12 protein-coding genes and 1 pseudogene are annotated in these 13,572 nt (G+C 52.6%); 4 read left to right on the top strand and 9 right to left on the bottom strand.

Annotated elements, in window-relative coordinates; all coding sequences use genetic code 11:
* Positions 1-184: 184 nt before the first annotated feature.
* On the top strand, positions 185-2,323 hold the full coding sequence (nrdD, locus tag EFER_RS21555) for an anaerobic ribonucleoside-triphosphate reductase (RefSeq protein WP_000187805.1): 2,139 nt from the start codon (positions 185-187) through the stop codon (positions 2,321-2,323).
* A gap of 157 nt (positions 2,324-2,480) precedes the next feature.
* Positions 2,481-2,945, top strand: a complete 465-nt coding sequence (gene nrdG, locus EFER_RS21550) for an anaerobic ribonucleoside-triphosphate reductase-activating protein (protein WP_001106235.1) — start codon at positions 2,481-2,483, stop codon at positions 2,943-2,945.
* On the opposite strand, the pseudogene EFER_RS21545 reads toward nrdG, so the two are convergent.
* From EFER_RS21545 to pmbA, 4 genes and pseudogenes are all read right to left on the bottom strand, one after another.
* Positions 2,946-3,238, bottom strand: a pseudogene (locus EFER_RS21545) (type II toxin-antitoxin system RelE family toxin).
* Positions 3,228-3,470, bottom strand: a complete 243-nt coding sequence (locus tag EFER_RS21540; RefSeq protein ID WP_000212726.1) for a type II toxin-antitoxin system RelB/DinJ family antitoxin — start codon at positions 3,468-3,470, stop codon at positions 3,228-3,230. Before EFER_RS21540 ends, EFER_RS21545 begins: the two are co-directional and overlap by 11 nt.
* Before the next feature lie 190 nt (positions 3,471-3,660).
* Positions 3,661-4,047 carry a cytochrome b562 gene (gene cybC / locus EFER_RS21535; protein WP_001232246.1) on the bottom strand — a complete coding sequence of 129 codons (387 nt, stop codon included), beginning with the start codon at positions 4,045-4,047 and terminating at the stop codon, positions 3,661-3,663.
* Between the two features lie 52 nt (positions 4,048-4,099).
* Complete coding sequence (gene pmbA, locus EFER_RS21530; protein WP_001162158.1) at positions 4,100-5,452, bottom strand: metalloprotease PmbA; 1,353 nt, start codon at positions 5,450-5,452, stop codon at positions 4,100-4,102.
* Positions 5,453-5,545: 93 nt separating this feature from the next.
* Between pmbA and yjgA the strand changes: the two genes are divergently transcribed.
* The gene (yjgA, locus tag EFER_RS21525) at positions 5,546-6,097 is read left to right on the top strand and encodes a ribosome biogenesis factor YjgA (RefSeq protein ID WP_000166270.1); all 552 of its coding nucleotides are present in this window, start codon (positions 5,546-5,548) and stop codon (positions 6,095-6,097) included.
* A gap of 82 nt (positions 6,098-6,179) precedes the next feature.
* On the opposite strand, the gene mpl is transcribed toward yjgA, so the two are convergent.
* Positions 6,180-7,553 carry a UDP-N-acetylmuramate:L-alanyl-gamma-D-glutamyl-meso-diaminopimelate ligase gene (gene mpl / locus EFER_RS21520; protein WP_001219809.1) on the bottom strand — a complete coding sequence of 458 codons (1,374 nt, stop codon included), beginning with the start codon at positions 7,551-7,553 and terminating at the stop codon, positions 6,180-6,182.
* Positions 7,554-7,728: 175 nt separating this feature from the next.
* Between mpl and fbp the strand changes: the two genes are divergently transcribed.
* The gene (gene fbp, locus EFER_RS21515; RefSeq protein WP_000853758.1) at positions 7,729-8,727 is read left to right on the top strand and encodes a class 1 fructose-bisphosphatase; all 999 of its coding nucleotides are present in this window, start codon (positions 7,729-7,731) and stop codon (positions 8,725-8,727) included.
* A 32-nt stretch (positions 8,728-8,759) separates the two neighbouring features.
* Here the strand turns inward: fbp and yjfF are convergent, their stop codons facing one another.
* The 4 genes from yjfF to ytfQ form a co-directional block, all read right to left on the bottom strand.
* Positions 8,760-9,755: a galactofuranose ABC transporter, permease protein YjfF gene (gene yjfF, locus EFER_RS21510; RefSeq protein ID WP_000596013.1), complete on the bottom strand. Its 996-nt coding sequence runs from the start codon at positions 9,753-9,755 to the stop codon at positions 8,760-8,762.
* Positions 9,742-10,764, bottom strand: a complete 1,023-nt coding sequence (gene ytfT, locus EFER_RS21505; protein WP_015953949.1) for a galactofuranose ABC transporter, ATP-binding protein YtfT — start codon at positions 10,762-10,764, stop codon at positions 9,742-9,744. Before ytfT ends, yjfF begins: the two co-directional genes overlap by 14 nt.
* 13 nt (positions 10,765-10,777) lie before the next feature.
* Positions 10,778-12,280, bottom strand: a complete 1,503-nt coding sequence (gene ytfR, locus EFER_RS21500) for a galactofuranose ABC transporter, ATP-binding protein YtfR (RefSeq protein ID WP_001095656.1) — start codon at positions 12,278-12,280, stop codon at positions 10,778-10,780.
* 132 nt (positions 12,281-12,412) lie between these two features.
* On the bottom strand, positions 12,413-13,369 hold the full coding sequence (ytfQ, locus tag EFER_RS21495; RefSeq protein ID WP_000265945.1) for a galactofuranose ABC transporter substrate-binding protein YtfQ: 957 nt from the start codon (positions 13,367-13,369) through the stop codon (positions 12,413-12,415).
* Positions 13,370-13,572 lie beyond the last annotated feature (203 nt).

The following is a 13,572-nucleotide window of genomic DNA, read 5'->3' as shown; positions in this document are numbered from 1 at the left end:
CGTCCCGACCCAATATGTTGTATTAATCGACTATAATTGCTACTACAACTCCCCACGAAAAAGGTGCGGCGTTGTGGATAAGCGGATGGCGATTGCGGAAAGCGCCGGAAAACGAAACGAAAAAACCGGAAAACACCTTTCCCAATTTCTGTGGATAACCTGTTCTTAAAAATATGGAGCGATCATGACACCGCATGTGATGAAACGAGACGGCTGCAAAGTGCCGTTTAAATCAGAGCGCATCAAAGAAGCGATTCTGCGTGCAGCTAAAGCAGCGGAAGTCGATGATGCAGATTATTGCGCCACTGTTGCCGCGGTTGTCAGCGAGCAGATGCAGGGCCGCAGCCAGGTGGATATCAACGAGATCCAGACCGCCGTTGAAAACCAGCTGATGTCGGGTCCATACAAACAACTGGCTCGTGCTTACATCGAGTACCGTCACGATCGCGATATTGAACGTGAAAAACGCGGTCGCCTGAATCAGGAGATCCGTGGTCTGGTTGAGCAGACCAACGCCTCGTTGCTCAACGAAAACGCCAACAAAGACAGCAAGGTGATTCCAACCCAGCGCGACCTGCTGGCCGGGATTGTGGCTAAACACTATGCACGTCAGCACCTGCTGCCGCGTGACGTGGTGCAGGCACATGAGCGTGGCGATATTCACTATCACGATCTCGATTACTCGCCGTTCTTCCCGATGTTCAACTGCATGTTGATCGACCTGAAAGGTATGCTGACCCAAGGCTTTAAGATGGGGAACGCCGAGATTGAACCACCGAAGTCGATCTCTACGGCAACCGCGGTAACTGCGCAGATAATTGCTCAGGTCGCCAGTCATATTTATGGCGGCACCACCATTAACCGTATCGATGAAGTGCTGGCACCGTTTGTTACCGCCAGCTACAACAAACATCGCAAGACCGCAGAAGAGTGGAACATCCCGGACGCCGAAGGTTACGCTAACTCTCGTACCATCAAAGAGTGCTACGATGCCTTCCAGTCGCTGGAGTACGAAGTAAACACCCTGCACACCGCCAACGGTCAAACACCGTTTGTGACCTTTGGTTTTGGTCTGGGCACCAGCTGGGAGTCTCGCCTGATTCAGGAGTCTATCCTGCGTAACCGTATCGCGGGCCTGGGTAAAAACCGCAAAACTGCGGTGTTCCCGAAACTGGTGTTTGCGATTCGCGATGGCCTGAACCATAAAAAAGGCGATCCGAACTACGACATCAAACAGCTGGCGCTGGAGTGCGCAAGCAAGCGCATGTATCCAGATATCCTGAACTACGATCAGGTAGTGAAAGTCACCGGTTCGTTTAAAACCCCGATGGGCTGCCGCAGCTTCCTCGGCGTGTGGGAAAATGAAAACGGCGAACAGATCCACGATGGTCGTAACAACCTCGGCGTGATCAGCCTGAACCTGCCGCGCATTGCGCTGGAAGCGAAAGGCGATGAAGCCACCTTCTGGAAGCTGCTGGATGAACGTCTGGTGCTGGCACGTAAGGCGCTGATGACCCGTATCGCTCGTCTCGAAGGCGTTAAAGCGCGCGTGGCCCCGATCCTCTATATGGAAGGTGCTTGTGGCGTTCGTCTGAATGCTGACGACGACGTTTCTGAAATCTTCAAAAACGGTCGTGCGTCTATTTCGCTGGGTTACATCGGCATCCACGAAACCATTAACGCGCTGTTTGGCGGCGAGCATGTGTATGACAACGAGCAGCTGCGCGCGAAAGGTATCGCCATTGTTGAACGTCTGCGTCAGGCGGTGGATCAGTGGAAAGAAGAAACGGGTTACGGTTTTAGCCTTTACAGCACGCCAAGTGAAAACCTGTGCGACCGCTTCTGCCGTCTCGATACTGCTGAGTTTGGCGTGGTGCCGGGCGTGACTGATAAAGGTTACTACACCAACAGTTTCCACCTCGATGTCGAGAAGAAGGTGAACCCGTACGACAAGATCGACTTTGAAGCGCCTTACCCGCCGCTGGCGAACGGTGGTTTCATTTGCTACGGCGAATATCCAAACATTCAGCACAACCTGAAGGCGCTGGAAGATGTCTGGGATTACAGCTATCAGCATGTACCGTATTACGGCACCAATACGCCGATTGATGAGTGTTACGAGTGTGGTTTTACCGGTGAGTTTGAGTGCACCAGTAAAGGCTTCACCTGCCCGAAATGTGGTAACCATGACGCCTCCCGTGTGTCGGTGACTCGCCGCGTGTGCGGATATTTAGGTAGCCCGGATGCGCGTCCGTTTAACGCCGGTAAGCAGGAAGAAGTTAAGCGCCGCGTTAAACATTTGGGAAATGGGCAGATCGGTTAATCTTCACTCTGCGCTAAGCAAATGCCGGATGCGGCGTAAACGCCTTATCCGGCCTACATTTGGCAACGGCTCCAGGCCTGATAAGACGCAACAGCGTCGCATCAGGCGTTGATTGCCTGATACAGCCTACACGCGGACTGATAAGCCAGGCGAAATAATGAATTATCATCAGTACTATCCTGTCGACATCGTCAACGGCCCCGGCACTCGCTGCACCCTGTTTGTCTCCGGGTGTGTTCATGAATGCCCCGGTTGCTATAACAAAAGCACCTGGCGGGTAAATTCCGGTCAGCCATTTACCAAAGCAATGGAAGACCAGATCATTAACGATCTGAATGACACCCGCATCAAACGCCAGGGTATTTCCCTCTCCGGCGGCGATCCGCTGCATCCGCAAAACGTGCCGGATATTCTGAAACTGGTACAACGCATCCGCGCCGAATGTCCTGGTAAAGACATCTGGGTGTGGACAGGCTATAAACTCGACGAACTCAACGCTACGCAAATGCAGGTTGTTGATTTGATTAACGTGCTGGTCGACGGCAAATTTATGCAGGATCTAAAAGACCCTTCCCTGATCTGGCGCGGCAGCAGCAATCAGGTGGTGCATCATTTACGTTAGTCACTCATCCAGCCGTTTTGTCGCGTCTTCATAAACGGCTGAGTTCTCTCTCTCTTACCAATAGCTATCACCAACACGAGTAACTCTTTATCATTGACCTGATAGACCCGGCGATATCCCAGTGTGCGAAGCTTAATTTTGTAGCAGTCCGGCAAATCCCGTAGTTTAGCCGATGGATTGCGCGGCCTTTTCAGCACATCCCCAAGCTTTTTTTTAAATTGTTCCCGGACTGTCACGCCCAGTTTTTGCCACTCTTTCAGCGCCCGCGGATCAAAAGCCAGTTCATAGTTCATCCAGTCGGACCTTAATGGCCTCCTGTGGGTTGGCCAGTCGTTCCCTGACAGTGCGTAACAAGGCTTCTTCACTATCACTGACAGTGAGCGTTTTTACCGGCATTCGTCCATTTTCCGCAACGTACTGAAACAGCTGCCGCACTGCTTCAGTAGGCGTGATATTTAATTTTTCCAGCACCGCATAAGCCTCATTTTTCAGTTTGTCATCCAGGCGGACGTTAAGTGTGGCCATTATGCCTCCGGTAATTATGAAAAGTGTAATGCATTATAGCATTACATATGCATTACATTCATTTCTGGAAAACGCCTCGCAAAAATGAGGACGACACGCAGGAATATGCGGTAGTGAAGATAGATATTGCGGTGATTTTACGAAGGGGAAGAAAGCGTTGGGCGGTAACGTTTCACCGCCCAATAAGGAATTAACGATACTTCTGGTGATAGGCGTTGCGGGTCGTTTTCAGTTGCTCTGCGGCAGCCTGCGCTTCTTTTACTTTACCTTCATTAGCCAGCTTCAGCGCGTCGTCAATCTGACCGACCAGAATGTCGAAACCGTGGCGGAAGTCTTTCATCTCCGGGCTGTCTGGCGATTTGCCTTCGAGCTTGGGCGGCGTTGCTTTTTGCGCATCCAGCGCCGCTGCGCGCATTTTGGTTAACGCGTCTTTGACTTGCGCCGCGTTATCGGCTTTTTCGACCACTTTTAAATTGTCGTTGAGGGTTTCCATATTGTCTTCAAGATCAGCGGCAAACGACGCCGAACTGAATACCAACGAGGAGACTGCAAGAATAGCTAACAGGCTTTTACGCATTGCTCACTTCCTTTTTCTTATTAAGATTTGGCGCGGCAGGTCGCGCCTTTTTTTACTGCCCGGCGATTTTCATCTCCGGCAACAGCACAGAACCACACTGTATATTGCTGCGTGTTTCAATATCGTTACCGACGGTGACAATATTGCGCCACATATCTTTTAAATTACCTGCGATGGTGATTTCGCTAACCGGATACTGAATTTCGCCATTCTCTACCCAGAAGCCCGCTGCACCACGGGAATAATCACCGGTAATGGCACTCACGCCCTGGCCCATTAGCTCCGTCACCACCAGCCCGGTGCCCATCTCTTTGAGCATTTGTTCGAAGCTTAGCCCTTGTCCGGCAATCCGCCAGTTGTGAATACCGCCCGCATGTCCGGTGCTTTTCAGCCCCAGTTTCCGCGCCGAATAGCTGGTCAGCAGCCACTGAGTCAGGATACCATCTTTGACGATATCGCGGCGCTCGGTGCGCACACCTTCGCTATCGAATGGCGTGGAGGCCAGCCCTTTCAGCAGATGCGGATGCTCTTCAATGGTCAGCCAATCCGGTAGAATTTGTTTACCCAGCGAATCCAGCAGGAAGGTGGATTTACGGTAAACCGATCCACCCGCTATCGCCCCAACCAGATGCCCAAAAAGTCCGGTTGCCACTTCATTGGCAAAAATTACCGGCGCTTTCATGGTGGAAAGTTTACGCGGTGACAGGCGCGATAAAGTACGGCGAGCACAATCGGCCCCGACCCACTCTGGCGTTTGCAGATCGCTCATCGCGCGACCAATGGTGTAGGCGTAATCACGCTCCATATCGCCATTTTCTTCGGCAATTACGCAGCTTGAGAGTGAATGACGCGTTGAGCAATAACCCTGCAACATGCCGTGGCTGTTGCCAAAAACTTTTACGCCGTAGTGGCTGTTAAAACTGCCGCCTTCGGTATTGGTGATGCGTTTATCCGCCTGTAATGCTGCCTGTTCTGCGCGAGCAGCCAGTTCAATAGCTTCATCCGGGGAAACTTCCGCAGGGTGGAATAAGTCGAGATCCGGTGCGTCAAAGGCCAGCAGCTCTTTGTCTGCCACGCCGGCACAGGGATCTGGCGAGGTATAACGGGCAATATCCAGCGCTGCCTGTACGGTGCGGGCAATGGCCTGCGGACTTAAATCGGTAGACGATGCGCTGCCTTTGCGGTTCTGGTGATAAACAGTGATCCCCAGCGCGCCATCGCTATTGAATTCGACATTCTCCACTTCGCCATATCGCGTGCTAACGCTAATGCCGGTGGTCTTGCTGACGGCAACTTCCGCACCGTCCGATTTGCCTGAGGCCAACTCCAGCGCAGTGGAAACTGCGTCTTCCAGAATCTTGCGCTGCGCTTCAACTTGAGAGATTACTTTCATTGCAAGTGCCATAATGTAGAGAGTTTCTCTGAAGTCTAACAGAGAACCGTTTTTCAGTGCGCATCTTAACTGGTAACATTAGCCTCTTTTTTTAAGGAGCCTGAGATGACTAAGCAGCCCGAAGACTGGCTCGACGACGTTCCCGGTGATGACATCGAAGACGAAGACGATGAAATTATCTGGGTCAGTAAAAGTGAAATTAAACGTGATGCCGAGGAGCTAAAACGCCTTGGCGCAGAAATTGTTGATCTGGGGAAAAACGCGCTGGATAAGATCCCGTTAGACGCGGATCTGCGCGCGGCTATTGAGCTCGCCCAGCGTATTAAGATGGAAGGTCGCCGCCGCCAGTTGCAGCTCATCGGTAAGATGCTGCGCCAGCGCGACGTAGAACCGATCCGTCAGGCGCTGGATAAGCTGAAAAATCGCCACAACCAGCAGGTGGTGTTGTTCCATAAACTGGAAAACCTGCGCGATCGTCTGATCGACCAGGGTGATGACGCCATTGCTGAAGTATTAAATCTGTGGCCCGATGCCGATCGTCAGCAACTGCGTACTCTGATCCGCAACGCGAAGAAAGAGAAAGAAGGGAATAAGCCGCCGAAATCCGCGCGCCAGATTTTCCAATATCTGCGTGAGTTAGCGGAAAACGAAGGGTAATTTTCGTTGTTGATGTGAGTATGGTTTGCCGGATGCGGCGTGAACGCCTTATCCGGCAATACTATCTCAGGCTGAGGCCGAATTACTGCGCGGCTTCCGCTTTCTTCGCTAGTCCATCCAGCAGTTTCTGATGAATACCACCAAAACCGCCGTTACTCATCACCAGAATGTGATCGCCCGGCTGAGCGGTTTTCACCACCATATCTGCCAGCGTATCAACATCGCCGCTCCAGTGTGCAGGCTGAACGCAGGCTTCTGCCACTTCTGCGACCTGCCACGGAATATGCGCCGGTTGCAGTAAGAAGACTTCATCGGCACGACCTAACGACGGTGCCAAATCGTCTTTGCAGATCCCCATTTTCATGGTATTCGAGCGCGGTTCCAGCACGGCAATAATGCGCGCCGTACCGCCAACTTTGCCACGCAGCGCCGCCAGCGTTGCCAGAATCGCCGTCGGGTGATGGGCAAAATCGTCATACACCGTCACGCCATTTGCTTCACCGCGCAACTCCAGACGACGACGAGCGTTAATAAACGAACCCAGCGCGTTAGCAGCATCTGCTGGCGCTACGCCAACATGACGGGCCGCCGCAATCGCCATCAGGCCGTTGTGCATATTATGTTCGCCCACCAGCGACCATTTCACTTCGCCCACTTTTTCGCCATCCAGCAAGACTTCCCATTCGGAAGCGTCAGTGGTCAGCTTTTTCGCCTGCCAGTGCCCCTGCTCGCCCACCAGCTCCTGCTCGCTCCAGCAGCCCATCGCCATGGTCTGTTTCAGGTTGATGTCGTTTTCAGGCCAGATAATACGCCCCTGCCCCGGAACGATACGCACCAGATGGTGGAACTGTTTCTGGATCGCTTTCAGGTCGTCAAAGATATCTGCATGATCGAACTCAAGGTTGTTGAGGATCAGCGTACGCGGGCAGTAGTGGACAAATTTAGAGCGTTTGTCGAAGAAGGCACAGTCATACTCATCCGCTTCAATAACAAAGAAGTCACTTTCGCCCAGACGCGCCGAAACCTCAAAGTTCCCCGGCACACCACCAATCACAAATCCCGGTTTGTAACCGCACTGTTCCAGAATCCAGGTCGTCATTCCCGCGGTGGTGGTTTTGCCGTGTGTACCGGCAACGGCCAACACCCAGCGGTCGCGCAGCACAAAATCGTGCAACCACTGTGGACCTGACATATAAGGGATGTTTTTTTCCAGTACCGCTTCCACACACGGATTTCCACGGGTCATGGCGTTGCCAATAATCACCAGATCCGGCTGTGGATCGAGCTGGCTGGCATCGTAACCCTGAATCAGTTCAATGCCTTGCTTCTCAAGTAAGGTGCTCATCGGCGGATACACATTGGCGTCCGAACCCGTTACTTCATGGCCTAACTGGCGCGCCAGCATCGCCAGACCGCCCATAAACGTGCCACAAATTCCTAAAATATGAATGCGCATACGTCACTATCCTTTTTTAATCTGCCGTTCATTTTACGCATATGTCGGGCAACTGAGAAACGCATTTCAGGATAATCCGTAATTTGCTGGCGCGATTCACCTGAGCGCAACATTCAGATTATTTGTTAAGATTGTGGCGGTCGCTTTACTCCATAATCATTGCAGGGAAAGTTTTATGAAAACGTTAGGTGAATTTATTGTCGAAAAGCAGCACGAGTTTTCTCATGCTACCGGTGAGCTCACTGCTTTGCTGTCGGCAATAAAACTGGGCGCCAAGATTATCCATCGCGATATCAACAAAGCAGGACTGGTTGATATCCTGGGTGCCAGCGGTGCTGAGAATGTGCAGGGCGAGGTTCAGCAGAAACTCGACTTGTTCGCTAATGAAAAATTGAAAGCCGCACTGAAAGCGCGCGATATCGTTGCGGGCATTGCATCCGAAGAAGAAGATGGGATTGTCGTCTTTGATGGCTGTGAACACGCAAAATACGTTGTGCTGATGGACCCTCTGGATGGCTCGTCCAACATCGATGTTAACGTCTCTGTCGGTACCATTTTCTCCATCTACCGCCGCGTTACACCTGTTGGCACGCCGGTAACGGAAGAAGATTTCCTCCAGCCTGGTAACAAACAAGTTGCGGCAGGTTACGTGGTATACGGCTCATCTACCATGCTGGTTTACACCACTGGCTGCGGCGTCCACGCCTTTACTTATGATCCGTCACTCGGCGTTTTCTGCCTGTGCCAGGAAAAAATGCGTTTCCCGGAGAAAGGCTCAACCTACTCCATCAACGAAGGGAACTACATTAAGTTTCCGAACGGGGTGAAGAAGTACATTAAATTCTGCCAGGAAGAAGATAAGTCCACCAACCGTCCATATACCTCACGTTATATCGGTTCACTGGTCGCAGATTTCCACCGTAACCTGCTGAAAGGTGGGATTTATCTCTACCCAAGCACCGCCAGCCACCCGGACGGTAAACTGCGTTTGCTGTATGAGTGCAACCCGATGGCATTCCTGGCGGAACAAGCGGGCGGTAAAGCGAGCGATGGCAAAGAGCGTATTCTGGATATCATCCCGGAAACCCTGCACCAGCGCCGTTCATTCTTCGTTGGCAATGACCATATGGTTGAAGATGTCGAACGCTTTATCCGTGAGTTCCCGGACGCGTAATCTCCTGCGCCTCTCCACACGGAGAGGCGTTATTATTCCTGCGCAATATTGATTCTTGTCACTGGCGAACTCTGACGATTCTCCCACAGCACCGTTAACCCACGCTGTAAGGCAATAAAAATGAATAACAAAATACCGATGGCAATTTTCGTCCACCATGAGCTCAGCGTGCCATCAAAGTTTATATAAGTCTGAATGAGCCCCTGAATCGCCACGCCAAAAAGCGTTCCCAGCACCGTTCCTACCCCACCACTTAACAACGTACCGCCAATCACTACTGAGGCGATAGCGTCCAGTTCCACACCTACGCCCGCCAGCGCATATCCGGCCTGGGTATAAATCGAGAAGACTATCCCCGCCAGCGTTGCCAGCCCGGTGGAGAGCATATAAATGCGGATAGTGGTGCTGCGAGTGGAAATCCCCATCAGGTTCGCCGACGTCGCGTTGCCACCAATGGCATATACCTGATTACCAAAACGAGTACGATGCGCGAGAAATATGCCGATAACCACCACTGCCAGCATCAGCAACCCCATCGCGCTTAAGCGACCACCGCCGGGGATTTTCCACGCCAGGCTTGAAAGCGTGTCATAAATGGGATGGTTTATCGGGATCGATTCTTCCGAAACGAGATAGCTAACGCCGCGCAAAAAGAACATTCCTGCCAGGGTAATGATAAACGCCGGGATCTTCAGGGCGTCAATCAGAAGCCCCATAAATGCGCCGAAGGCACAGCCCATCACCAGCACCAGTGGAAACGCCAGCAGCGGCGAGAGGCCGAAATCGCCAATCACTTTTGCCAGAAACACACCAGTAAAGGCGATCACCGAACCGACGGAGAGATCGATCCCACCGGAGAGGATCACAAAAGTCATGCCGACGGCGATGATCCCAAGAAAGGCGTTATCGGTCAGGATATTGCAGATCACTCTTGTGGAAGCAAAACCGGGGAACTGCGTCAGGCAGTAGAGATAGCCCAGCACAAAGACGCCGATGGTGATCATAAGCGGCAGGTTACGTTTTATCACGTCTACGCACTCCTTTAATCAGACTTATAAAGCGTTGCGACTGAACAATCAGCACGCAAAGCACCACCACTGCTTTCACCACCTGGTTCATCTCTGGCGGAAAGCCCGAAAGCAAGATCCCGGTATTCATTCCCTGAATAATCAGCGCACCCACTACTGAGAGCAGCAGGTTAAAGCGCCCGCCCATCAGCGATCCACCGCCAATCACCACCGCAAGAATGGCGTCCAGTTCCAGCCATAACCCGGCGTTATTGGCATCGGCACCGCGAATATCAGCCGCCACGATTATGCCCGCAATCGCCGCACATAGCCCACTCAACACGTAGGTGAGCATGACGATGATCCGCGTGTTGACTCCGGCATTTTTTGCCGCCCGAATGTTGATACCAACAGCTTCGATAAACATCCCCAGTGCCGTTTTGCGGGTCAACAGCCAGAACAGAAGAAGCGTCAGCACCGCAATAATGACTGGCGTTGGCAGGAACAACAGCGATCCACTGCCAAACCATGAGAGATCCGGCGAGTTGAACGTGACGATCTGCCCGGAGGTGATCAATTGCGCCACACCTCGTCCGGCGACCATTAGGATCAAAGTGGCAACAAACGGCTGAATTTTGAGGATCGCCACCAGTATGCCGTTCCACAATCCCGCCAGGATGCCAGTGCCCAGGGCGCTTAACAAAACAATTGGCAGGCTGAATCCCGCGACCGTCATCGCAGCCGTTGTGGCTCCGGCGATAGCCATCACCGCCCCCACGGAGAGATCAATCCCACCAGTGGCGATCACCAGCGTCATACCAATCGCCAGTAGCGCAACGGGGGCGGCGCGATTAAGAATGTCGATAGGGCTACCGAACAAACGCCCATCCTGAAGCACCACCTGCCAGAAATGCGGGGCCACCAGGCTATCGACCAGCAGCACCAGCAATAGCGCCGCCAGCTGCGGCATTCCCGTTGGCCAGCGAAAGCGCCTTTTCGGCGGCGTAGTGTCCGGGAGAGATTGAGGCATCACACTGTTCTCCTTACGCCGCAATGGCGTTCATGATCGCCGGAACGGAAAGCTCTGCCAGCGGGATCTCCGCCACCTGTTTGCGATCGCGCATGATAATCACCCGGTCGGCATAGCCCACCAGCTCTTCCAGTTCGGAGGAGATCACCAGCAGCGCCAGACCATCGGCGCATAGCGTTTCAATCAGGCGGATGATCTCAGCGTGGGCGCCAACGTCAATGCCGCGGGTTGGCTCGTCGAGGATCAGAAATTGCGGCCGGGTCAGTAGCCAACGTGAGAGCAGCACTTTTTGCTGATTGCCACCGGAGAGAAACTCAATCGGCTGTTCGGTGGAAGGTGTGCGAATGCCAAGCTGGCGGATAAAGCGTTCGGCAATCTCTTGCTGTTCTTTGCGCGAAATCGGCCGTAACCAGCCGCGCTGGGCCTGGAGAGCGAGGATGATATTTTCCCGCACCGAGGCGGCGGCGATGATGCCATCGGTTTTCCTGTCTTCCGGGCAGAAGCCGATACCCAGTACCGACGCCTGATGTGGGGATCGCAGGGTTTGCTGTTTGCCTTTGATCAACGCCGTGCCGCTGTCAGCAGGTTTGATACCGAAGATCACTTCGGCGGTTTCGGTACGTCCGGATCCCAGCAGACCTGCCAGTCCGACGATCTCGCCGGGGCGCACTTCGAGATCGAACGGTGCGATTGTTCCTTTTTTGCCGTAATTTTTGAACGCGGCAACGGGTTTGTCGCTTAACAATGTTCGCCCGGCACGCTGCAGCGCGTGGGTGTCCAGTTCGCGCCCCAGCATCATTTTTACCAGTTCGATCTGCGGTAGCTCGCGGGTTTCCCGACAGCCAACAAAACTGCCGTTGCGTAAGACAGTGATCCGATCGCTGACCTGATAGACCTGATCGAGAAAGTGAGTGACAAAGATCAGGCTGACGCCGCGATCGCGCAACTGACGCATCAGGCCAAACAGTAACTCTACTTCCTGAGTGTCGAGGCTGGCGGTGGGTTCATCGAGGATCAGCACTTTGGCGGAGAGATCAATGGCCCGACAAATGGCGACGATTTGCTGCATCGCGACTGAAAAACGGTTGAGCGGTTCCCGCACGTCGAGGGAGAAACCGTAAGATGCCATCAGTTCAGTGGCGCGCTTTTCCATCTCTTTACGGCGTAGAAGGCCGAAACGTTTGGGTTCGCGACCTATGAATAGATTATCAGCAACCGACATATTGGGTAGCAGGTTGACTTCCTGATAGACGGTGCCGATGCCTAGCTGTTGTGCGTGGCCGGTGTTTTTCGGTGAGATAGCCTGACCTTCCAGCCATATGGTGCCGCGATCGGCGTGGTAAACGCCGGTTAATGCTTTGATTAGCGTTGATTTTCCCGCCCCGTTTTCACCGAGCAGCGCCATGATTTCACCACGGCGCAGGCTGAAATCAACATTGTCTAACGCTTTGACGCCGGGGAAAAATTTACTTAATCCTTCGGTGTGGAGGATTTCCTGGTGTTGGTTAGTATTCATAGTTTCCCCCGTTGTAAAGCGTGCGCCAGATAAGACACAACAGCGTCGCATCAGGCATCTCGCACAACCGCCGGATGCGGCATAAACGCCTTATCCGGCGGCGTACAAGTCGGCATCAGGTATTGATGCCCCTCAATACCCCATATTTTTCTTCTTCTCTAACTCTTCTTTTGCGGTATCAGGCAGGTAAAGGGTGGACTTGGTCAGCGTCAGCTTTTCAGGCATAGTGCCGTCTTTTTTGTATTTCTCCAGCGCGTCAAAAGCAGGGCCTGCCATATTCGGCGTCAGTTCAACGCTGGCGTTCGCTTCGCCATCAATCATCGCTTTGTAGATGTCCGGCACGCCGTCGATAGAGCCTGTCAGGATATCTTTGCCCGGTTTCAGGCCCGCTTCTTTAATTGCCTGAATCGCGCCAATCACCATGTCATCGTTATGGGCGTAAACCATGCAGATGTTTTTGCCGTTGTTTTCCGCTTTGATAAAGCTCTCCATCACTTCTTTGCCTTTACTACGGGTGAAGTCACCAGACTGCGAGCGGATAATTTTGATGTTTGGCACATTCTTAATGGCTTCGGCAAAGCCTTTCTTACGGTCAATGGCGACGCTGGCTCCAACGGTGCCCTGCAACTCCACCACGTTACACGGTTTGCCATTCACTTCTTTTACCAGCCAGTCACCGATCAACTTACCTTCGAGGATGTTGTCGGCAGTCACGGTGGTCATATAGAGAGATTTGTCTTTCACATCGATGGAACGATCGAGCAAGAAGACCGGGATTTCGGCATCTTTCGCCTCTTTTAATACCGGTTCCCAACCAGTCGCCACCACCGGAGCGATAAAGATCGCATCCACCCCTTGTGCAACGAAGGAACGTACCGCTTTAATCTGGTTTTCCTGCTTTTGCTGACCATCGGCAATTTTCAACGTGATACCGCGTTTTTCGGCTTCACTTTTCGCCACGTTGGTTTCAGCGGCACGCCAGCCGGATTCCGATCCGACCTGCGAAAATCCAACGGTTAATGGAGCGGCCAACGCCATAGACGACATGGCTGCCGAGACTGCAGAGACTACAAGTAAGCGTTTCCACATAGGGTTGTCCTCGTCGGGGTAGTTATTATTGGTTAAAAGATGTTCGCGAAAAAACTATAGACAATCGGTCATGTAACGAATTGCGTTACATCACACTTCAAAAAAGTAAATAAAACGTTAATCACAAGTTTGTAATCGCTTTCATAACGCCATTAAAAAAGCGACTGTTGTTATGGATATTCCTGCTATACGAAGCGTCTTAA

The organism is Escherichia fergusonii ATCC 35469, from assembly GCF_000026225.1.
GTDB classification, from domain to species: Bacteria; Pseudomonadota; Gammaproteobacteria; order Enterobacterales; family Enterobacteriaceae; genus Escherichia; species Escherichia fergusonii.
This window is presented reverse-complemented; position numbering and strand designations above follow the sequence as displayed.

What these genes read in the sequence shown, in the direction of transcription:
- cybC (WP_001232246.1), bottom strand. Translation starts at nt 4,047, where the DNA reads ATGCGTAAAAGCCTGTTAGCTATTCTTGCAGTCTCCTCGTTGGTATTC.
- ytfR (WP_001095656.1), bottom strand. Translation starts at nt 12,280, where the DNA reads ATGAATACTAACCAACACCAGGAAATCCTCCACACCGAAGGATTAAGT.
- nrdD (WP_000187805.1), top strand. Translation starts at nt 185, where the DNA reads ATGACACCGCATGTGATGAAACGAGACGGCTGCAAAGTGCCGTTTAAA.
- ytfT (WP_015953949.1), bottom strand. Translation starts at nt 10,764, where the DNA reads ATGCCTCAATCTCTCCCGGACACTACGCCGCCGAAAAGGCGCTTTCGC.
- EFER_RS21540 (WP_000212726.1), bottom strand. Translation starts at nt 3,470, where the DNA reads ATGGCCACACTTAACGTCCGCCTGGATGACAAACTGAAAAATGAGGCT.
- yjgA (WP_000166270.1), top strand. Translation starts at nt 5,546, where the DNA reads ATGACTAAGCAGCCCGAAGACTGGCTCGACGACGTTCCCGGTGATGAC.
- fbp (WP_000853758.1), top strand. Translation starts at nt 7,729, where the DNA reads ATGAAAACGTTAGGTGAATTTATTGTCGAAAAGCAGCACGAGTTTTCT.
- nrdG (WP_001106235.1), top strand. Translation starts at nt 2,481, where the DNA reads ATGAATTATCATCAGTACTATCCTGTCGACATCGTCAACGGCCCCGGC.
- mpl (WP_001219809.1), bottom strand. Translation starts at nt 7,553, where the DNA reads ATGCGCATTCATATTTTAGGAATTTGTGGCACGTTTATGGGCGGTCTG.
- ytfQ (WP_000265945.1), bottom strand. Translation starts at nt 13,369, where the DNA reads ATGTGGAAACGCTTACTTGTAGTCTCTGCAGTCTCGGCAGCCATGTCG.
- pmbA (WP_001162158.1), bottom strand. Translation starts at nt 5,452, where the DNA reads ATGGCACTTGCAATGAAAGTAATCTCTCAAGTTGAAGCGCAGCGCAAG.